Annotated in this window: 18 protein-coding genes and 2 pseudogenes; 15 read left to right on the top strand and 5 right to left on the bottom strand. The window is 61.5% G+C overall.

Going from position 1 to position 21,034, the window contains the following annotated elements:
* Positions 1-34 precede the first annotated feature (34 nt).
* From CWC48_RS22220 to CWC48_RS22190, 7 genes are all read left to right on the top strand, one after another.
* A complete protein-coding gene (locus tag CWC48_RS22220) occupies positions 35-937 on the top strand; it encodes a LysR substrate-binding domain-containing protein (protein ID WP_078049150.1) in 903 nt (300 codons plus the stop codon).
* A 103-nt stretch (positions 938-1,040) separates the two neighbouring features.
* Positions 1,041-1,631 carry an amino acid synthesis family protein gene (locus CWC48_RS22215; RefSeq protein WP_078049151.1) on the top strand — a complete coding sequence of 197 codons (591 nt, stop codon included), beginning with the start codon at positions 1,041-1,043 and terminating at the stop codon, positions 1,629-1,631.
* Between the two features lie 43 nt (positions 1,632-1,674).
* Positions 1,675-2,508, top strand: a complete 834-nt coding sequence (locus CWC48_RS22210; RefSeq protein WP_078049153.1) for an alpha/beta fold hydrolase — start codon at positions 1,675-1,677, stop codon at positions 2,506-2,508.
* Positions 2,505-3,986: an aldehyde dehydrogenase gene (locus tag CWC48_RS22205; RefSeq protein ID WP_078049154.1), complete on the top strand. Its 1,482-nt coding sequence runs from the start codon at positions 2,505-2,507 to the stop codon at positions 3,984-3,986. Before CWC48_RS22210 ends, CWC48_RS22205 begins: the two co-directional genes overlap by 4 nt.
* 12 nt (positions 3,987-3,998) lie before the next feature.
* Entirely contained in the window at positions 3,999-4,484 is a 486-nt protein-coding gene (locus tag CWC48_RS22200; RefSeq protein ID WP_065905749.1) for a flavin reductase family protein, read from the top strand.
* A 142-nt stretch (positions 4,485-4,626) separates the two neighbouring features.
* The gene (locus tag CWC48_RS22195; RefSeq protein WP_078049157.1) at positions 4,627-5,379 is read left to right on the top strand and encodes a GntR family transcriptional regulator; all 753 of its coding nucleotides are present in this window, start codon (positions 4,627-4,629) and stop codon (positions 5,377-5,379) included.
* A 2-nt stretch (positions 5,380-5,381) separates the two neighbouring features.
* Complete coding sequence (locus CWC48_RS22190) at positions 5,382-5,945, top strand: NUDIX hydrolase (protein WP_100492442.1); 564 nt, start codon at positions 5,382-5,384, stop codon at positions 5,943-5,945.
* Positions 5,946-6,975: 1,030 nt separating this feature from the next.
* Here the strand turns inward: CWC48_RS22190 and CWC48_RS22185 are convergent.
* Positions 6,976-7,269 (bottom strand): DUF1330 domain-containing protein, encoded by a 294-nt coding sequence (locus CWC48_RS22185; RefSeq protein ID WP_100490326.1) that lies wholly within the window; start codon positions 7,267-7,269, stop codon positions 6,976-6,978.
* 69 nt (positions 7,270-7,338) lie between these two features.
* Here CWC48_RS22185 and ribBA point away from each other — a divergent pair, with 69 nt between their 5' ends.
* The 5 genes from ribBA (at position 7,339) to CWC48_RS22160 (ending at position 12,542) form a co-directional block, all read left to right on the top strand.
* A complete protein-coding gene (gene ribBA, locus CWC48_RS22180) occupies positions 7,339-8,448 on the top strand; it encodes a bifunctional 3,4-dihydroxy-2-butanone-4-phosphate synthase/GTP cyclohydrolase II (RefSeq protein WP_078049167.1) in 1,110 nt (369 codons plus the stop codon).
* Positions 8,449-8,614: 166 nt separating this feature from the next.
* Positions 8,615-9,640, top strand: coding sequence for an ABC transporter substrate-binding protein (locus tag CWC48_RS22175; protein WP_100490325.1), 1,026 nt, complete (start codon positions 8,615-8,617; stop codon positions 9,638-9,640).
* Positions 9,625-10,554 (top strand): ABC transporter permease, encoded by a 930-nt coding sequence (locus CWC48_RS22170; RefSeq protein ID WP_371857048.1) that lies wholly within the window; start codon positions 9,625-9,627, stop codon positions 10,552-10,554. Before CWC48_RS22175 ends, CWC48_RS22170 begins: the two co-directional genes overlap by 16 nt.
* Positions 10,555-10,560: 6 nt before the next feature.
* Positions 10,561-11,370 (top strand): ABC transporter permease, encoded by an 810-nt coding sequence (locus CWC48_RS22165; RefSeq protein ID WP_100490323.1) that lies wholly within the window; start codon positions 10,561-10,563, stop codon positions 11,368-11,370.
* Between the two features lie 17 nt (positions 11,371-11,387).
* Positions 11,388-12,542, top strand: coding sequence for an ABC transporter ATP-binding protein (locus tag CWC48_RS22160; RefSeq protein WP_100490322.1), 1,155 nt, complete (start codon positions 11,388-11,390; stop codon positions 12,540-12,542).
* A gap of 237 nt (positions 12,543-12,779) precedes the next feature.
* Here the strand turns inward: CWC48_RS22160 and CWC48_RS22155 are convergent, their stop codons facing one another.
* A complete protein-coding gene (locus CWC48_RS22155) occupies positions 12,780-14,186 on the bottom strand; it encodes a cytosine permease (protein WP_100490321.1) in 1,407 nt (468 codons plus the stop codon).
* A gap of 322 nt (positions 14,187-14,508) precedes the next feature.
* On the opposite strand from CWC48_RS22155, the gene CWC48_RS22150 reads away from it, so the two are divergent.
* Complete coding sequence (locus tag CWC48_RS22150; protein ID WP_078049173.1) at positions 14,509-14,994, top strand: flavin reductase family protein; 486 nt, start codon at positions 14,509-14,511, stop codon at positions 14,992-14,994.
* Positions 14,995-15,150: 156 nt separating this feature from the next.
* On the opposite strand, the pseudogene CWC48_RS30925 reads toward CWC48_RS22150, so the two are convergent.
* Both CWC48_RS30925 and CWC48_RS30920 read right to left on the bottom strand, forming a co-directional pair.
* Positions 15,151-15,747 (bottom strand): annotated as a pseudogene (locus tag CWC48_RS30925) (methyl-accepting chemotaxis protein); the annotation flags it as partial.
* A gap of 261 nt (positions 15,748-16,008) precedes the next feature.
* Positions 16,009-16,941: pseudogene (locus CWC48_RS30920) on the bottom strand (cache domain-containing protein); the annotation flags it as partial.
* Between the two features lie 344 nt (positions 16,942-17,285).
* On the opposite strand from CWC48_RS30920, the gene CWC48_RS22135 reads away from it, so the two are divergent.
* Positions 17,286-18,329: an LLM class flavin-dependent oxidoreductase gene (locus CWC48_RS22135; RefSeq protein ID WP_099492788.1), complete on the top strand. Its 1,044-nt coding sequence runs from the start codon at positions 17,286-17,288 to the stop codon at positions 18,327-18,329.
* Positions 18,330-18,470: 141 nt separating this feature from the next.
* Here CWC48_RS22135 and CWC48_RS22130 read toward each other — a convergent pair whose 3' ends face one another.
* Positions 18,471-19,229 carry an SDR family NAD(P)-dependent oxidoreductase gene (locus CWC48_RS22130; RefSeq protein ID WP_100492441.1) on the bottom strand — a complete coding sequence of 253 codons (759 nt, stop codon included), beginning with the start codon at positions 19,227-19,229 and terminating at the stop codon, positions 18,471-18,473.
* Between the two features lie 339 nt (positions 19,230-19,568).
* Here CWC48_RS22130 and CWC48_RS22125 point away from each other — a divergent pair, with 339 nt between their 5' ends.
* A complete protein-coding gene (locus CWC48_RS22125) occupies positions 19,569-21,023 on the top strand; it encodes an MFS transporter (RefSeq protein ID WP_100490318.1) in 1,455 nt (484 codons plus the stop codon).
* The last annotated feature ends 11 nt before the right edge of the window (positions 21,024-21,034 follow it).

Here is a 21,034-nt window from a genome sequence, read left to right as displayed (position 1 = left end):
ACAATGCAGCAACACTTTCACTCTGGAAGAGAAAATGATCCGTATCGATGACCTTGGCTTGTTCCTGCGCAGCGCCGCCCTGGGCAGCTTTACCGCCGCCGCAGTCGAGGCCGATTTGCTACCGGGGCAGGTGGCCGCTGCAATCAAGCGTCTGGAGCGGGAACTGGAAGTGCGCCTGTTCACCCGCACGACGCGCAGCCTGCGCCTGAGCGCTGAAGGTGAGCAGTACTTGCCCACGGCGCGGTCAGTGCTCGAACACCTGGAGCAAGGTCGGGCCAACCTGCACGGTGACAATGCGCCGCTGCGTGGCACCCTGCAGATCGCCGCCCCGTCGGACCTGGGGCGCAATATCCTGCTGCCGTGGCTCACCGAATTCCGCCGGCTGCACCCGGAGTTGAACCTGCGCTTCCTGCTCTCGGACCACGTGAGCAACCTGTTTCGTGACCCGGTGGATGTGGCCATCCGCTACGGCCTGAACGAAGACGCCAACTATATCGCCCTGCCCCTGGTGCCCGGCAACCGCCGGGTACTGGTGGCGTCCCCGGACTACCTGGCACGCCAGGACGCGCCCCGAACGCCGCAGGACCTGTCGCGTCACACGTGCCTGCCCTACCTGCAAAGCGGTCGGCTGCATGACCGCTGGCAACTGGGCACGCAAACCGTGCACGTCGCCGGCCCGCTATTCAGCGATGACGCGGATGTGGTGCGCCGATGGGCCCTGGAGGGTGAAGGGATCGCCTACAAATCCTGGCTGGACGTCAGCGCCGACGTCCAGGCTGGCCGTCTGGTGGTACTGCTGACCGACTATCCCGGTGATGTGTACCCCCTGAGTTTCGCCTGCCCCCATCGCGGGCAGGTCTCGCGATCAGTGACTGCGCTGCATCAATGGCTGAGGCAGCGGTTCAGTGCTATGGCGCCTTTTGCGATCGAGCACTAGCCAACCGTCGTGACGGTACTCATCAAATCATTGCTGACTCTTGCGCTTCCGGTATTATGGTATACCATCATACACAAACCCACCGTACCCAGATGGAGCAGCCATGAGTTTCGAAATCCGCAAGATCGTCAGCTACGTAGAAGAAACCTTTATCGAAGGCGGCAAGGCTTCTGACACGCCGGTGACCATGGTCGGCCTGGCGGTCGTCCTGAAGAACCCGTGGTTGGGTCGCGGCTTTGTCGAAGACCTGAAACCCGAGATCCGTGCCAACTGTTCGGATCTCGGCGCGCTGATGGTGGAGCGCCTGGTCGGCATCATCGGCGGCGCAGAGAAGATCGAAGCCTATGGCAAGGCCGCCGTGGTCGGTGCCGACGGCGAGATCGAACACGCCTCGGCCATCATCCATACCCTGCGCTTTGGCAACCACTACCGAGAAGCGGTCAACGCCAAAAGCTACCTGAGCTTTACCAACAAGCGCGGCGGCCCGGGCACGTCGATCCAGATCCCGATGATGCACAAGGATGACGAAGGCCTGCGCTCGCACTACATCACCCTGGAAATGCACATCGAGGATTCGCCGCGTGCCGACGAAATCGTCGTGGTCCTGGGCTGTGCCGATGGCGGTCGCCTGCACCCACGCATCGGCAACCGTTACATCGACCTTGAGGAACTGGCCGCTGAAAAAGCCCAGTAATCAAGGTTCGTCACTCAAACAAAAAGGTATGCAGGAGCGCTCCATGATTCGGCTCACCGCTGAACGCACCCCGGCTGGCACCAGTTATCTGGCGACCGGCCAAGGCCAGCCTGTGGTTTTGATCCACGGCGTGGGCCTGAATAAAGAAATGTGGGGCGGGCAAGTCGTTGGCCTGGCCCCGCACTATCGCGTGATTACCTATGACATGCTCGGACACGGCGCCAGCCCGCGGCCGGAAAACGGCACACCGTTGCTGGGGTATGCCGACCAACTGCTGGAGCTGCTTGACCACCTGCAATTGCCCCAGGCGACGGTGATCGGTTTCTCCATGGGCGGGCTGGTGGCACGCGCGTTTGCCCTGCATTACCCCGAGCGCCTCAAAAGCCTGGTGGTGCTTAACAGCGTGTTCAATCGCAGCCCCGAGCAGCGCGCCGGCGTTATCGCGCGCACCGCCCAGGCCGCCGAGCACGGGCCGGATGCGAATGCCGAAGCCGCCCTCTCGCGCTGGTTCAGCCGTGAATACCAGGCAGCCAACCCGGCGCAGATCGCGGCGTTGCGCCAGACGCTGGCGGGGAACGACCCACAAGGCTACCTGACCACCTACGAGCTGTTTGCCACCCAAGACATGTACCGCGCCGACGAGCTGGGCAACATCAAGTCTCCCACCCTGGTGGCAACCGGCGAACTGGACCCCGGCTCGACACCGCAGATGGCCCGCCAATTGGCTGATCGGATTCCGGGCGCCACCGTGGCTATATTGGCCGAGCAACGGCATATGATGCCGGTTGAATCGCCGCGCCTGGTCAACCAGCTGTTGCTGGACTTTCTCGAAACGGCACACGCCCAACAACAAACGATAAAGGGGATCGTGGCATGACGCTTGAACGCTTCCAGATGTGCATCGCCGGTGAATGGGTCGATGCCCTGTCCGGCAAGACCTTTGACAGCCTTAACCCGGCCCTGGCAGCACCCTGGGCGCAACTTCCGGATGCCGATGAAGCCGATGTGGAGCGCGCCGTACAAGCCGCACAGACGGCTTTCGACAGCCCGGCCTGGCGTGGCCTGACCGCCACGGCACGCGGCAAACTGCTGCGCCGTCTGGGTGACCTGATCGCCGAGAACAAGGAACACCTGGCCCAGTTGGAAAGCCGCGACAACGGCAAGCTGATCCGCGAGACACGCGGCCAGGTCAGCTACCTGCCGGAGTTCTTCCACTACACCGCCGGCCTGGCCGACAAGCTCGAAGGCGGCACCCTGCCACTGGACAAGCCCGACCTGTTTGCCTACACCGTGCACGAAGCCATGGGCGTGGTGGCAGCGATCATTCCGTGGAACAGCCCGCTGTACCTGACCGCGATCAAGCTTGCGCCTGCCCTGGCGGCGGGCAACACCATCGTGATCAAGCCGTCGGAGCACGCCTCGGCGACCATCCTCGAACTGGCGCGCCTGGCCCTTGAAGCCGGCATCCCGCCTGGCGTGGTCAACGTGGTCACCGGCTACGGCCCCAGCACTGGCGCCGCCCTCACCCGTCACCCGCTGGTGCGCAAGATCGCCTTTACCGGCGGCGCGGCCACGGCACGGCATGTGGTGCGCAGCAGCGCCGAGAACTTCGCCAAGCTGTCCCTGGAACTGGGCGGCAAGTCACCCAATATCATCTTTGCCGACGCTGACCTGGACAGCGCCATCAACGGTGCGATTGCCGGGATCTATGCGGCATCCGGCCAAAGTTGCGTCTCGGGCTCGCGCCTGCTGGTGCAGGATGAGATCTACGACGAATTCGTCGAGCGCCTGGTTGAGCGTGCCCAACGCATCCGCATCGGCAACCCGCAGGACGACGCCAGCGAAATGGGGCCGATGGCCACCGCGCAGCAACTGGCCGTGGTCGAAGGCCTGGTGGCGGACGCCATCGCTGAAGGCGCACGCCTGCGCACCGGAGGCAAACGCCCGCAGAACCTCGGCGAAGGCTGGTTCTATGAGCCGACGCTGTTCGAATGCGACCGCAATTCGATGAAGATCATGCAGGAAGAAGTCTTCGGTCCGGTGGCCTCGGTCATCCGTTTCAAGGACGAAGCCGAAGCGCTGGCCATCGCCAACGACTCGCAGTTCGGCCTTGCCGCCGGCATCTGGACCCGCGACCTCGGACGTGCCCACCGCCTGGCCCGGGACGTGCGCTCGGGGATCATCTGGGTCAACACCTACCGCGCGGTGTCGGCCATGGCCCCCATCGGTGGTTTCAAGAACAGTGGCTACGGACGCGAAAGCGGCATCGACTCGGTGCTGGCCTACACCGAACTGAAAACAGTGTGGATCAACCTCTCCCAGGCGCCCATGCCTGATCCTTTTGTGATGCGTTAAGAGACCCCGACCATGATCGAACCCGGCATTTACAAAGACGTCATGAGCTCATTTCCATCCGGGGTCACGGTGGTCACCACCCTCGACCCGGACGGCGGCATCGTCGGCATCACCGCCAGTGCATTCAGCGCGCTGTCGATCGACCCGGCCCTGGTGCTGTTCTGCCCCAACTATGCCTCGGACACCTACCCGATCCTGCGCGACAGCAAGCGCTTTGCGATTCACCTGCTGTCGGCTGACCAGACTGCCGAGGCCTATGCCTTCGCTGGCAAAGGCAAGGAAAAGGCCAAGGGCATCGAGTGGCATTTGAGCGAGTTGGGCAACCCGCTGCTGGCCAAGGCCACGGCGATCATTGAATGCGAGTTGTGGCGCGAATATGACGGCGGTGATCATGCGATCATTGTCGGCGCGGTGAAAAACCTGATCCTGCCTGCGCAGCCGGTCACGCCGATGATCTACCACAAAGGCAAGCTGGGCCCGTTGCCCACGCTGGCGTGAGGAGCGCCGGGGGCCGGATGGCGGGCGCCGCGAGGGTTTGTCGCTTAAAGAACGCAGCATGATAAACTTCGGCACGATTTCGGCCTCAATCGGCGCAGCCGCCCCTGGCCTCCAGTTAACCGCCACATTCAGAGCAGACCCCATGAAACGCCTGCCACTCGACGACAGCTTCAAGGTCAATCACAACCCAGTTACCCTGCGCGAAATCGTGCTGGAGAAACTGCGCAGCGCCATCATGAACTTCCAACTGCTGCCGGGTGACCGCCTGGTGGAGCGCGACCTTTGCGACCGCCTTGGCGTCAGCCGCACGTCGGTGCGCGAAGCCTTGCGTCACCTGGAATCCGAAGGCCTGGTGGAGTTTGCCGATGCCAAGGGTCCGCAGGTAGCGATCATCACCCTGGCCGATGCCGTCGATATCTACGAACTGCGCTGCGTGCTCGAAGGCCTGATCGTGCAGCTGTTCACCCTGCGCGCCAAGGCCAAGGACATCAAGGCCCTGGAAAAAGCCCTGGAGGAAAACCGCAAGGCCCTCAAGGATGGCGAGTTGCAACAGGTCATCGACTCGGTACAGGGCTTCTACGACGTATTGCTCGAAGGCTCCGGCAACCACGTGGCCGCCACCCAGTTACGCCAGTTGCAGGCCCGCATCAGCTACCTGCGCGCCACTTCGGTGTCCCAGGAAAACCGCCGTGGCGACAGTAACCAGGAAATGGAACGCATGGTCCAGGCGATCAAGAGCGGTGACCCCCTGGCCGCCCACCAAGCCTGTGTCGATCATGTGCGCGCCGCCGCCGCCGTGGCCCTGGACTACCTCAAGCGCAAGCAGGAAGAAACCGGCAAGCTCCCGGAAATCACCCTGCCCATCGCCCTCAAAGAACCCCGCATAGGCCATTGACCGTGCCCAGCCCACGCTTTTGCCCGACGTGCGGCGGCAGTGACCTCAGTCACCAGCTGCCACCGGGCGATACGCATGAGCGCCTGATGTGCCGGGGCTGCGGCTATATCCACTACATCAACCCCAAGATCATCGCCGGCTGCATCATCGAGCAGGACGGCAAATACCTGCTGTGCCAACGGGCGATCCCGCCCCGCCCCGGCACCTGGACCCTGCCCGCAGGCTTCATGGAAGGTGGCGAAACCACCGAGCAGGCCGCGTTGCGTGAAGTGTGGGAAGAAAGCGGCGTACGCGCGGAGATCCTTTCGCCCTACTCGATCTTCAGCGTGCCCAGGATCAGCGAGGTGTACATCATCTTTCGCGCCATCGCGCTGGAGGTCACCGGCCAGTTCGGGCCGGAAACCCTCGACTACAAATTCTTTGCGCCCGAGGATATCCCTTGGGACAGCATCTACTACCCGGCGATCCGGCAGATCCTCGAGCGGTATATCGAGGAACGCCAGGCGGGGGTGTATGGCATTTATATCGGGAATGACGACAGCGGCAGGATCCACTTTATTCGCTGACCTTCAGGCGGAACCGGGTCAACGTGTGGGAGCGGGCTTGCTCGCGAAGGCGCCCTACCAGACGGCCACCCTCTAACTGTAACCCCGCGATCCAACTGTAGGAGCTGGCTTGCCTGCGAAGACGGCCTACCAGACGGCCACCCTCTAACTGTAACCCCGCGATCCAACTGTAGGAGCTGGCTTGCCTGCGAAAGCGGCCTGACAGCCGACCACCCTCCAACTGTCCCCCCCGCGATCCAAAAATGTGGGAGCTGGCTTGCCAGCGATGGCGGCCCGACAGCCGACCAATTCAACTGTCACCCCGCGATCCAAATGTGGGAGCTGGCTTGCCTGCGATGGCGGCCTGACAGCCGACCACCCTCCTACTGTCCCCCCCGCGATCCAAAAATGTGGGAGCTGGCTTGCCTGCGAAGGCGGCCTGACAGCCGACCACCCTCCAACTGCCCCCCCCCGCGATCCAAAAATGTGGGAGCTGGCTTGCCAGCGATGGCGGCCCGACAGCCGACCACAATTCAACTGTCACCCCACGATCCAAATGTGGGAGCTGGCTTGCCTGCGAAGGCGGCCTGACAGCCGACCTGGATGTTGGATCTGACCGGGTACATATCCGTTATTTGGGTAACGGCTGCTATGGGTTCCGCCCTTACGGCGGCTCACTTTTGAAAAGCGCAAAAGTAAGCAAAACGCTCTTGCCCCAACACTCGGCACCTCGCCTAGGCTCGGTGTGCCCGTAATCCGACAGGTATTTGAGGGGCCGCCGCCACGCGCCATCCATGGCGCGGGGCGGCTAAACCGGCATCCCTACCGGTTTACCCCCCAAATCCCTGTCGAATTCCGGCCAGCGTGTTTGATGGGGCGCCTGAGATCAACAGCAAGAGCAAGAGCAAGAGCAAGAGCAAGAGCGGCTCGCTTCGCATCGTGGTGAGTGTTGGGGGTTACAACGTTGTGTAGATACCTATGCTGATCTACCGAGGTGCCTGCATCGCAGGCATGCCTGCTCCCAGATTCGAGCTGCCTTGGCCTGATAGACCTAGGGTGCCAGCCCTTCAACAATAATGATCTGCGCGTGTCCCGCGCCCTCGCGGTGTGCTCTCGCCTCCTGGTACTCCGCCGATTCGTAACACGCCACGGCCTGTTCGTAGCTATCAAACTCGATCACTACATTGCGCTGTCGTGCCGGCCCGCCTTCCAGCGCCACACTGCGCCCGCCCCTGGCCAGGAAGCGCCCGCCAAACTTCGCAAACGCCGCCGGCGCGCGTTGGGTGTATTGCGTGTACTGCTCTGCATCGGACACATCCACGTGGGCAATCCAGTAGGCCTTCATCACGACATCCTCTTGTTGAGTTTTTGTGGTATACCATAATACATACAACCAACAGACCGAGCATCCCCAATGTCTTTCAACAGCATCGCAGACATCATCGAAGACTATCGCCAGGGCAAGATGGTGCTCCTGGTTGACGACGAAGATCGGGAAAACGAAGGCGACCTGTTGCTGCCTGCGGCGTGTTGCACCGCCGAGACTATCAGTTTCATGGCCCGCGAAGCCCGTGGCCTGATCTGCCTGACCCTGACCGATGAACATTGCCAGCGCCTGGGCCTGGAACAGATGGTGCCAAGCAACGGCAGTGTGTTCAGCACCGCGTTTACCGTGTCCATCGAAGCCGCCACCGGCGTGACCACCGGCATCTCCGCCGCCGACCGCGCGCGCACGGTGGCGGCAGCCGTGGCTATCAACGCCGGGCCTGCGGACATTGTGCAGCCAGGGCATATCTTTCCGTTGCGCGCCAAGGACGGCGGCGTGCTGACCCGAGCCGGCCACACCGAGGCTGGCTGCGACTTGGCACGCCTGGCCGGGCATGCACCGGCCTCGGTGATCGTCGAAGTGATGAACGACGACGGCACCATGGCCCGCCGACCTGAGCTTGAGGTGTTTGCGCGCAAGCACGGCATCAAGATCGGCACCATCGCCGACCTGATCCACTACCGCCTCAGCACCGAACGCACCGTGGTGCGCATCGGCGAACGTGACTTGCCCACGGTGCATGGCACCTTCCGCCTGATCACCTTCGAAGACCGCATCGACGGCGGCGTGCACATGGCGATGGTCATGGGCAACCTGCATCGCGATACGCCTGCGCTGGTCCGCGTGCATGTGATCGACCCGCTGCGCGACCTGGTCGGCGCCGACTACAGCGGCCCGTCCAACTGGACCCTGTGGGCGGCCTTGCAACGCGTCGCGGCAGAAGGCAGCGGCGTGGTAGTGGTGTTGGCCAACCATGAATCGTCCCAGGCATTGCTGGAGCGCGTGCCGCAGCTGACCCAGGCGCCACGCCAGTTCAATCGCTCGCAGTCGCGGATTTACTCGGAAGTGGGCACCGGTGCACAGATTCTCCAAGACCTCGGCGTGGGCCAGTTGCGCCACCTCGGCCCGCCGCTGAAATACGCGGGCTTGACCGGTTATGACCTGGAAGTCGTGGAGAGCATTCCGTTCGTTGAGTGACGTCGGCCAGATGGCCGGTATGGCAAAATGCTTGCACAAAGTTTGGAATACCATAATATGATATCCCATAGGTTGAATGACCCTTCAAGGGTCATCCACACCGACTGCTCCCGATAGGCGGGCACTCAAAAGCCCCGCTCATAAACACAACAATGAGGGCGTAAAAATGGTGTTGAACACACGTATCAGCGCAGTCCTGTTCGCGGGTTTGCTGGCCACCGCCAGCCATGCCGCCATGGCGGCCGAAAGCGTCAACTTCGTGAGCTGGGGCGGTAGCACCCAGGACGCACAGAAGCAGGCGTGGGCCGACCCATTCAGCAAGGCCAGCGGCATCACCGTGGTACAGGACGGCCCGACCGACTACGGCAAACTCAAGGCCATGGTCGAAAGCGGCAACGTGCAATGGGACGTGGTGGATGTGGAGGCTGATTTTGCCTTGCGCGCCGCCGCCGAAGGGCTGCTCGAACCCCTGGATTTCTCGGTGATCCAGCGCGACAAGATCGACCCGCGCTTCGTCTCCGACCATGGCGTAGGCTCGTTCTTCTTCTCCTTCGTGCTCGGCTACAACGAAGGCAAGCTCGGCGCCGGCAAGCCGCAGGACTGGGCCGCGCTGTTCGACACCAAGACCTACCCCGGCAAACGTGCGCTCTACAAATGGCCAAGCCCCGGCGTGCTCGAACTGGCACTGCTGGCCGACGGCGTCCCCGCCGACAAGCTCTACCCGCTGGACCTGGATCGCGCCTTCAAGAAGCTCGACACCATCAAGAAAGACATCGTCTGGTGGGGCGGCGGCGCGCAGTCGCAACAACTGCTGGCCTCCGGTGAAGTCAGCATGGGCCAGTTCTGGAACGGCCGCATCCACGCCCTGCAGGAAGATGGCGCCCCCGTGGGCGTAAGCTGGAAGCAGAACCTGGTGATGGCCGACGTCCTCGTGGTGCCCAAAGGCACCAAGAACAAGGCCGCCGCGATGAAGTTCCTGGCCAGTGCCAGCAGCGCCAAAGGCCAGGCCGACTTCTCTAACCTGACTGCTTATGCACCGGTGAACATCGACAGCGTACAGCGCCTGGATTCGGTCCTTGCGCCCAACCTGCCGACGGCGTATGCCAAGGACCAGATCACCCTCGATTTCGCCTACTGGGCCAAGAACGGCCCGGCCATTGCGACACGGTGGAATGAATGGCTAGTCAAATGATAATGACGGCAACCACGCCGACCGGGAGCGCCCTCGGCGCTGCCGGCACGGTTTCCCGCAACAGTCGGGCGCCGTCCCTGGCGCAGCGCTGGCGGGGGTCGAGCAACCTGATCCCGGCCCTGTTGTTCCTCGGTCTGTTCTTCCTCGCACCATTGATCGGCCTGCTGCTGCGTGGCGTGCTGGAGCCGGTACCGGGCCTGGGCAACTATGAACAACTGTTCGCCAACTCGGCGTACGCGCGCGTGCTGCTCAATACCTTTTCGGTGGCGGGCCTGGTGACGCTGTTCAGCCTGTTGCTGGGTTTCCCGCTGGCGTGGGTCATTACCCTGGTGCCACGTGGATGGGGGCGCTGGATCCTGAATATCGTGCTGCTGTCGATGTGGACCAGCCTGCTCGCCCGCACCTATTCCTGGCTGGTCTTGCTGCAAGCCTCCGGCGTGATCAACAAAGTGCTGATGGCGATGGGCATCATCGATCAACCGCTGGAAATGGTGCACAACCTCACCGGCGTGGTCATCGGCATGAGCTACATCATGATCCCGTTCATCGTGCTACCGCTGCAGGCGACCATGCAGGCCATCGACCCAATGATCCTGCAAGCCGGCGCCATCTGTGGTGCCAGCCCGTGGACCAACTTCTTGCGCGTATTCCTGCCGCTGTGCCGGCCGGGGCTGTTCTCCGGCGGCTTGATGGTGTTCGTGATGTCGCTCGGTTACTACGTCACCCCGGCGTTGCTTGGCGGTGCACAGAACATGATGCTGCCCGAGTTCATCATCCAGCAGGTGCAATCGTTCCTCAACTGGGGCCTGGCCAGTGCCGGCGCGGCATTGCTGATTTTCATCACGCTGGTGCTGTTCTACTTCTACCTGAAGCTCCAGCCGGAATCCCCGGTTGGCGCCAGCAACGCGAGGTAAGCTGTCATGCTCCTGACTCCCAATACCATGAGCCGCAGGATGCGCTTGGGCCTCTATACCACCACCGGCTTGATTGGTTTATTCCTGCTGTTGCCGATCGTGTTTATCGTGCTGCTGTCGTTCGGTTCATCCCAGTGGCTGGTGTTCCCGCCGCCGGGCTGGACGCTGAAATGGTACGGTCAGTTTTTCTCCAATGCCGACTGGATGAACGCGGCGATGGCCAGCCTCAAGGTGGCGGTGCTGACCACCGTGTTCGCCGTCGCGTTGGGCCTGCCCACCGCGTTTGCCCTAGTGCGTGGCCGCTTCCCCGGCCGCGAACTGCTCTATGGTCTGTTCACCTTGCCGATGATCGTGCCGCTGGTGATCATCGCCGTGGCGGTGTATGCGCTGTTCCTCAAGCTCGGCTACACCGGCACGATGTTCGCCTTTGTGGTCAGCCACGTGATCGTTGCGCTGCCGTTCACCATCATCTCGATCATCAATTCGCTGAAGCTGTTCGACCAATCGATTGAAGACGCGGCGGTCATCTGCGGCGCGTCACGTGTGCAGGCGGTGTTCAAGGTGACCTTTCCGGCGATACGCCCTGGCATGGTGGCCGGTGCCCTGTTCGCCTTCCTGGTCTCGTGGGACGAGGTGGTGCTCAGCGTGATGATGGCCAGCCCTACCCTGCAAACCCTTCCCGTAAAAATGTGGACCACCCTGCGCCAGGACCTGACGCCTGTGATCGCCGTCGCCTCGACGTTGTTGATCGGCCTGTCGGTGCTGGTCATGGTGATTGCCGCCGTCGCTCGTCGACGCACTGAAACCCGCGCTTGAGCGCCGAGGATTAAGACATGAGTGCAGTGATCAAAGACCCCGCCCAGCACCCAGGCCAACCCCTGGTCAGCCTGCGCAACCTGAACAAGTACTACGGCGAATTCGCCGCCGTGGACAACCTCTCGCTGGACATCAAGGACGGTGAATTCCTCACCTTCCTCGGCTCCAGCGGCTCGGGCAAGAGCACCACCCTGTCGATGCTCGCCGGCTTCGAAACGCCAAGCAGCGGCGAAATCCTGGTAGGCGGCCAGTCGCTGGTCAATGTGCCGCCGCACAAGCGCGACATCGGCATGGTGTTCCAGCGCTACTCGCTGTTCCCGCACCTGTCGGTGCGCGACAACATCGCGTTCCCCCTGGCGATCCGCAAACTGGCCAGCGCCGAGCGTGAGAAGCGTGTCGACGCCATGCTCAAGCTGGTGCAGTTGGAACCGTTCGCCCACCGCCGCCCCTCGCAACTGTCTGGCGGCCAGCAGCAACGGGTCGCCATCGCCCGGGCACTGGTGTACGAACCGCGCATCCTGCTGATGGACGAACCTCTCGGCGCCCTCGACAAAAAACTGCGAGAAGACCTGCAGGACGAACTGCGCCAACTGCACCGACGCCTGGGCATCACCATCGTCTACGTGACCCACGACCAGGAAGAAGCCATGCGCCTGTCCCAGCGCATCGCGATTTTCAGCCACGGCAAGATCGTCGGCCTGGGCAGTGGGTTCGACCTGTACCAGAACCCGCCGAATGCGTTCGTCGCCTCGTTCCTCGGCAACTCCAACTTCCTCAAGCTCAAGGCCCAGGGCAATGCGGCGGCGTCGTTTGAAGGGCAGTCGTTGTCAATCCGACTGACCAGCGGCCTGCACACCGAGCAGGAGGTGCTGCTGATGGTACGCCCGGAAAAAGCCCTGGCGCTGAGCGCGGAACAGGCTGCTGAACAACCTTTGACGGCGGGCTGGAACGAAGTGTCGGCGATTGTCGGTGAAGTGCTGTTCCTCGGCGAAAGCCAGACCTGCACGGTGAAAACCCTCGGCGGTACCTCGATGACGGTCAAGGCGCTGTCTGCCGCCGGCATGCCGCTCAAGGCTGGCGACCCAGTGCGCGTACGCTGGGCCACGGCGGATGCGTGTGTGTATACCGAGTGGACGGAGAGCGATTTGAACAAGGCCGCCGGCGCTCATTGAGTCACCCTTGGGCCGCCACAACGTCGGGTTGTGGCGGCCTTTTTTTGCCTAAGTATCGCGTGCGTAAATCACACCCTCGATCCAGATGTCGATCCCGGTTAAACAGGTGGGAGCGGGCTTGCTCGCGAATGCAGTGTGTCAGCCCATACATCCAGTGACTGACATTCGGCATTCGCGAGCAAGCCCGCTCCCACTTTTGAATCGTGATAAATCAGACCAATAACGTTCAGCACACGATCAGTCGGAGTAGCCCAACCGCGCGGCCCTGACCTTCTGGGTATGTGGACGTGTCGCCAGGCAGTAATAAAGCGGACACGTCACTACCAACCCCACTAGCCACGACAGGTCCGCGCCTTCCACCAGGTTGGCCCACGGCCCCACATACAGCGATGTATTGGCAAACGGCAGTTGCACGATGATGCCGATGAAATACGCGACGATCGCATGCAGGTTGAACCGCCCGTAAACCCCGCCATCCGCGCGGAAGATCGAGGCAATGTCGTAGGCGCCGCGCTTGATGATGTAGAAGTCGATCAGGTTGATCGACGCCCACGGCACCAGCACCAGCAACAGGGCGAGGATCAGGCCGATGAACTGCGAGATGAAGTCCGCCGACGCGCCCAGCGCGACCAGGCAGCAACCGGCAAGGACCACGCCCGACAGCACCACGCGCACCTTGATGCTCGGCGTCCACTGGCTGGCGAAGGTCTGGATCGAGGTGATGATCGACAGCACCGCGCCATACAGATTCAGGGCGTTGTGGCTGATGATGTTGAGCAGGAACAGCACCATCAAAATCGGGCCTAGCCAGCCGGTGGCTTGCTTGACCGCGACCATGGCTTCGGTGCCCTCCGGCGTCGCCAGCGCCGCAACCAGGCCAAACGCGAAGGACAAGATGGTGCCCAGGGTCGCGCCCAGGTAGGTCGCGATAAACGGCCGGGTAATGCCGATATCTGCCGGCAGGTAGCGCGAGTAATCGCTGGTGTAGGGTGAGAAGCTGATCTGCCAGATCACGCCAAGCGACACCGTGGCTAGCCAGCCGGCGGCATTGAAGCCGCCACGGGTGAAGAAGTCTGCCGGCAGGTCATGGGCAAAGATGTAGATGAAGCCGGCCAGCAACGCGCTGCCCATCACCCAGGTGCCGATGCGGTTGAGGCTATGGATAAAGCGGTAGCCGATCACGCCGATGGCCGTGGCGCTGAGGGCGCCGATAAGGATACTCGCCGGCACCGGAACCGAAGGCACGATGCCAACGATGGACTTGCCCGCCAGCACGATGTTGGAAATGAAGAAACCGATGTAGATCAACGCCGCGAAGAACACAATCAGCAGCGCGCCATAACGGCCGAACTGCCCACGGCTCTGCACCATCTGCGGGATACCCATACGCGGGCCCTGGGCCGACGCGAGGGCAATCACGACGCCGCCGAGCATATGCCCGAGGGCAATCGCCAGCAGCCCCCACATCAGGTTGAGATGGAACACCTGGGCCACCATGGCACCGGTGACAATGGGCAGCGGTGCGATGTTGGTGCTGAACCATAAAGTGAACAGGTCGCGGGCCTTTCCATGGCGCTCTGCGGGAGGAACGTAATCGACCGTGTGATTCTCGATCAGGGGATCTTGCCGGGACATCTGGGGCATGGAAATGAACTCGCGTTTGTCTGATCTTATAGTTGTTTGACGCCATACCGGGGACGCTTCATGGCCGCCCCTCAGATGAAGACCATATTATGGTATTCCAACATTTTCACAAGACTGATCCGTAGTCCTGGCGCGCATCTGATCCGTAATTGTGCCACAGGATTTCACCTCACCTCATGGCAAAACCCCCGTATTTATTGGTTATAAGACCAAAGACAGACGTTCATCGGCTGGCTTAAAAAGCTGTTGCATCGTTCGTATTACGGTATACCATCAGACCTACAAATTCATAAAAACCGCTCTACCCTAAGAGGACCGCCCCATGATCGATGCCGCCATCTACAAACAAGTGATGGGTTCTTTTCCGTCCGGGGTCACCGTGATCACCACACTGGACGACGACGGCCAGATCGTCGGGCTGACCGCCAGTGCCTTCAGCTCGCTGTCGATGGACCCGGCGCTGGTGCTGTTTTGCCCCAACTACAGCTCCGACTCGTACCCGGTGTTGATCAAGAACAAACGCTTTGCCATCCACGTGCTCTCCGGTGGGCAGCAGACCGAAGCCTACGCCTTCGCGCGCAAGGGCAAGGACAAGGCCCAGGGCATTGAATGGACCTTGAGCGAGCTGGGCAACCCGATCCTGGCCAATGCCACGGCAGTGATCGAGTGCGAGTTGTGGCGCGAATACGAAGGCGGCGACCACGCGATCATGGTCGGTTCGGTCAAGAACCTGATCGTGCCCCAGCAGAACGCCGGGCCACTGGTGTATTGCCACGGCAAAATGGGCGCCCTGCCCCTGCCGGCCTAATACCCCTATTTGAAGGCACCACACATCAAAATGTGGGAGCGGGCTTGCTCGCGAAGGCAGTCTTTCAGTCGATGCATTCAGTGACTGACACACCGCATTCGCGAGCAAGCCCGCTCTCACCTTTTTTGCATTTCAAATAAAAGCAAGCGGCGGTGGTCAGGTACGGAAACGACTGACCAACTGATTCAACGTCTGCGACAACGCCGTCAATTGCTGGGCATCCTGGCGCGTGGCATCGGCCAGGCTTGCCACCAATTGTGCGTCCCCGTGAATCTGGCTGATATGCCGATTGATGTCTTCAGCCACCTGATGCTGCTCTTCAGCGGCGGTGGCGATCTGGGTATTCATGTCACGGATCACGTCTACCGACTCCCGGATCAGGCCAAAGCTGGCCCGCGCCTCATTGATCGACACCACAGTTTCCTGGGACACCTCCAGGCTCGCGTGCATCTGCTTGCCCATCTGGTGAGTGCGGCGTGCTAGGTTGCCGAGCAGCCCGTCGATCTCGCCGGTGGAGTCTGACGTGCGCTTGGCCAAGGCGCGCACCTCGTCCGCCACTACCGCGAAACCACGGCCCTGTTCGCCCGCCCGCGCGGCTTCGATGGCGGCGTTGAGCGCCAGCAGGTTGGTCTGTTCGGCGATGGAGCGGATGGTGCCGAGAATCGACTGGATGTCGTTGCTGTCTTTTTCCAACTGCTCCATGGCCTGGGCAGAATGGCCGATCTCTTCGCTCAAGCGCCCGACACTGCTCACCGCCGCGTCGATTTGCTGCTGCCCGGTATGGGCCTGGCGCTGGCCGTTGTCGGCCGAGTCAGCCGCCTGGCTGCACGAGCGTGCGACCTCGTTGGAGGTGGCGACCATTTCATGAAACGCCGTGGAGACCATATCCACTGCTTCGCGCTGGCGCTCGGCGACGTCGGCCATTTCCACCGACACGTCGGTGGCGCTGCCAGAGCTGCTGTGGATCTGCCCGGCGGCCTGGCCGATGCGCTGGATCAACGTGCGTATGGCTTCGAGGAACTGGTTGAACCAGCCGGCGAGCTGCGCCGTCTCGTCGCGGCCTTTCACTGCCAGGCGCGCGGTCAGGTCACCTTCGCCCTGGGCGATGCTTTCCAGGCCACTGGCCACGCCGCGAATTGGCTTGACGATCAGCCCGGCAAACCACGCACCCGCCACCGCGAACAACACACCGCACACCAGTGCGATGCCCGCGATCAGCCAGGTCAGGCGTGCCGCGCCGGCCATCACTTCACTCTCGCGCACCAGCCCGACAAACCGCCAGCCCAAGGCCTTGGACGGCCATACCAGGGCCATATAGCGCTCACCCGCCAACTCGACCTGCACCAGGCCTTGGCCGGCCTCGCTCAACTGCCGATAGCCTTCACCCAACTGGCCCAACTGCTTGAAATTGTGGGACGGGTCATGCGGGTCGACCAGCACGGTGTTGTTGGCTTCCATCAGCATCAGGTAGCCGCTTTCGCCCAGCTTGATCTGCTTGACCAGGTCGGTCAGTTGCTTGAGGGAGACGTCGATGTTGACCACCCCGCTCGCCTTGCCCTGTTGGTCATTGAAACTTTGCACGGTGCTGACCAGCACCACATCGTCGGCGGCCCAGTAATAGGCTTCGGTGCGCAGGGTCTTGCCCGGCTGCGCCATGGCCGTCTTGTACCAGGGCCGCGTGCGGGGGTCGTAGCTGGCAAGCTTGGGGTCGCCGGGCCAGAACACGTAGCCACCGTCCTCGGTGCCCAGGGACAGGTAGGTATAGGCCGAATGACTCTTGGCAAGCCCCTCAAACAAGGTGAACAGTTGCTGGTCGCGTGCGCCGGGAGCGATTTGCGCGGCATCGCTGGCCAGGTAGCGTTTCACATCGGCATTGATCGCCTGTAACTGCGGATGCGCGGCCAGGTAAGCGACGTTCTGGCTGATACCTTCGAAAAACAGCTGCATCGCGTTGTCGACCTGGCGAATCTCGCGCCCACTGCTGTCGACAAAGCCGTCCCGTGCCTCATGGCGCACATTGAGGATGATCAGCACAGCCACCAGAATCACCGGTAGGCTGGCAATCACCGCAAAGGCCAGGATTAGTTTTTGTTTTATGTTCATCGAGCTCGCCTTCCTTGTGAGGTGAGGGTGTAACCGTTGGAGAGAAAAGTTTTGCGGATATTCCGTATTATGGTATACCAACAATCAACCCGCCGAACAGCCGTTTTCACCGGCACGCTTCACCCAGGCGAGAGTACTTAAGGGCCCGCAGTCGACAGGCCGATCACAATAGATCCGAGGTAAGCGTCATGAAATTTTCCCTGTTCGTACACATGGAACGTTGGGATGAGAGTGTGAGCCATCGCCAGTTGTTCGAAGACTTGACCGAACTGACCCTGATGGCTGAGGCCGGTGGCTTCAGCACCGTGTGGATTGGCGAACACCACGCCATGGAATACACCATCTCGCCAAGCCCGATGCCGCTTCTGGCTTACCTCGCGGCCAAGACCACCACCATTCACCTGGGCGCCGGTACCATCATCGCGCCGTTCTGGCACCCTCTGCGCGTGGCGGGCGAATGCGCCCTGCTCGACGTGATCAGCAACGGGCGCATGGAAGTCGGCCTGGCCCGAGGCGCCTACCAGGTTGAGTTCGACCGCATGGCCGGCGGCATGCCCGCCTCAAGCGGCGGCCAGGCGCTGCGCGAGATGGTGCCGGTGGTGCGCGCCCTGTGGAAAGGCGACTATGCCCACGACGGCGATATCTGGAAATTCCCCACCTCCACCAGCGTACCCAAGCCGATCCAGCAGCCCAACCCGCCGATGTGGATCGCCGCCCGCGACCCCGACTCCCACAACTTCGCAGTGGCCAACGGCTGCAACGTGATGGTCACCCCGTTGATGAAGGGCGACGAAGAAGTCCTCGACCTGAAAAACAAATTCCAGGCCGCCCTCGACAACAACCCCGACGTGCCGCGCCCGCAATTGATGGTGCTGCGCCACACCCACGTGCACGCAGTCGATGACCCCGAAGGCTGGAAAGTCGGGGCCAAGGCGATCTCGAAGTTCTATCGCACCTTCGATGCGTGGTTCGGTAACAAAACCGTGCCCGTCAACGGCTTCCTTGATCCAAGCCCGGAAGAGAAATTCGTCGGGCGCCCCGAATTCGAACTGGAAAGCCTGCACAAGACCGCGATGATCGGTACACCGGAAGAAATCATCCCGCGCATCCAGTACTACCAGGAACTGGGCGTCGACGAGTTCAGCTTCTGGTGTGATAACAGCCTGCCCCACGCCGAGAAGAAAAAATCCCTGGAGCTGTTTATCAAGCACGTGGTGCCCGCGTTCCGTTAAGCGTGCGGTGAAGTGCACGGCGGCCAACTGTGCACTCAGCCAATGTGTAGATCGAAGCGCTGCGGGCACGCCGTGAAGCCTTGGTGGATACCAGGCGCGCTCGGCAGCGTTTTCCTTCCGGCTTTTTCAGCCGGCAATTCTCTAGATTTGCGAAAGACCGCCATCGACCATCAGCTCAACGCCGTTGACATATTTGGCATCGGCGGACGCCAGGAACAGGGCTGAACTAGCGATCTCTTCTGGTTGGGCCATGTAGCCCAAAGGGGTGATCTGCTCGACGTATTGGCGAAGCGCGTCGATCTCGGTTTCGCTCATTTTCAAACCGTTATCCATCAGCGGGGTGCGGGTGAAGCCAGGGCTCAACACATTCGCGCGAATCTTGCGGCCTTTGAGCTCATTCGCCCAAGTGCGTGCAAAGGACCGCACTGCTGCCTTGGACGCGTTGTAGAGGCTCAGCCCCTCCATACCGTTGCTGGAGCAGATGGAGGCCGTCAAGACCACTGACGAGCCGTCTTTCATCAACGGCAAGAGCGTTTGGACAGTGAAGAAGACACCCTTCACGTTAATGTCGAAAACGCTGTAGTACGTGGCTTCTTGGGTCTCGCCCAGCGGATTTTTTTCACAGATACCCGCGTTGGCAAATACCGCGTCCAACTGATCACCCTGCGCCTCGATTGTCGCCCTGAGGCCATCAAGATCGGACTGACGTGATACATCGGAAAGGACCGCAACCGCCTTGTTGCCCAACGTGGCGACCGCTGCCTCGAGCGTGCCTAATGAACGTCCGGTGATGTAAACGCGCCTTGCCCCCTCGGCAATCAACGCCTGCGCAATCGCAAATCCGATCCCGGTGGAAGCGCCCGTCACAACGGCAACTTGATCACTGAATTTACCTGACATACCTGACTCCTCGGCGGTGGTTGTGTGGATCATTGACATAACAATGGCCCTATTGTGGGAGTCATTCGGGGTGAGCGGCACTGCCATAACTGAACGCCGGACGTACATATTTGTGCGGCGAAATCCGGCGATGAATCGTTTAGTTTTGAACCCGATCGGCTCTGGGAATGCCCCGAAATCCAAGAGATTGTGCCGATGAGTCATTCAAACAGCCCGAGGCGCCCTCAAGTGATGCTGGACGCCGTGGATGCCTGATCGGGTACACGCTGCGTCTGCCCGATGGGTGTTCAGGCCTCTAATAAATTTGGGAACCCTACGGTCTCAAACAGGACACACCTTATGTCTCAGATCGAAGTGATGCCAGCCGAACGGCGACGCTGGTTTATGTTCGCAATCCTGTTGGTCGGCGCGTTTCTGCCACCTCTGGACTTCTTCATCGTCAATGTCGCGCTACCGTCTATTCAAGAGGAGCTAGGCACCTCCTCCTCCGCCGAACAGTTGGTCATTTCGTCATATGCCGCGCTCTATGCCGTCACGTTGATCACCGGCGGACGACTCGGCGATCTTTACGGTCGCGGGCGGATGTTTTTCCTCGGCTTGATAGGTTTCGCGGCAGCTTCGCTGATATGCGGGCTTGCCTCTTCGCCTTGGGTTTTGATCAGCGGTCGTGCACTACAAGGCATCACGGCCGCGGTGATGGCGCCCCAGGCGCTCGCTTCGGTGCAGGCGATTTTCCCGGAATCCGAAAAGCCCTTGGCGCTCAGCCTCTATGGGGCTGTCTTTGGTCTGGCGTCGGTGATCGGCCAGGCTCTGGGCGGAATCTTGATTTCGCTCAATCTGATGGGCATGGGGTGGCGGGCGATTTTTCTAGTGAATCTGCCGATTGCACTGCTGGTCATTCTGTTTGGCATCCCCGCACTGAGGGAAACGCGTGCCCGCCATGCGAGCAAGCTGGATCTGGGCGGCACGGCGCTGTCGATGATGACGCTGGGCGCGCTGATCGTGCCATTGATCGAAGGGCGTGAAGCGGGTTGGCCTCTGTGGTCATGGCTTTCAATTGCTGCCGCGCCGTTGTTGGCCTGGTTGTTCTGGCAATACGAAACGCGTTTGCGCCTGGTCGGTGGCGCACCGTTGCTCGACCCGGCCGCGCTGCAGGCGCCGGGGCTGGGTCGAGCGCTGCTGGTTGCCCTGTCCTTCTACTCGATCGGTGTGTTTTTCTTGTTGTTTTCGATGTATCTGCAGAGCGCACTGCATGCAACCGCACTCAGCGCGGGGCTGATCTTCCTGCCATTCGGCACGGGATTTCTGCTTGGGCCGTTGTCGACTTCGCAAGGCAGGCGCTTGTTAGGCGCTTACGTAAATTGCGCAGGCATGGGATTGGAGGTCGTCGGGTTGCTGGCCTTGACCTGGCTTGTCTTGGTGACACCGACCGGCGTCACTCCGCCATCCCTGCTGCTTGCGGTGATCCTGTTTGTGATCGGCTTCGGGCAAGGGCTCGCCATGCCAACATTGATGCGAATGGTCACGGGGCGCGTGGCGCCGGCCTACTCCGGCATGATTGCAGGTATTACCAGTTCCACGTTGCAAGTCAGTACGTCGCTGAGCGTCGCGTTGATCGGCGGTATTTTCTATACCTTGCTAGGCGCGCGCACAGACGCGGCGGCCATCACTCACGCCTTCACCATGTCCATACTGTGTATTGCCGCGTGCCTGGCCCTGGGCGCGGGACTGAGCGTCACCCTGGCGCGCCAGCCTGCGCCCATACCGGATGCATCAAGGGTGCGCCCAAGCTGAGTGGACCGGCC

The organism is Pseudomonas sp. S10E 269 (assembly GCF_002798465.1).
In the GTDB taxonomy this organism is placed as follows: domain Bacteria; phylum Pseudomonadota; class Gammaproteobacteria; order Pseudomonadales; family Pseudomonadaceae; genus Aquipseudomonas; species Aquipseudomonas pergaminensis.
Note: the sequence above shows the minus strand (reverse complement) of the source record. Positions and strands in the feature narration are given on the sequence as shown.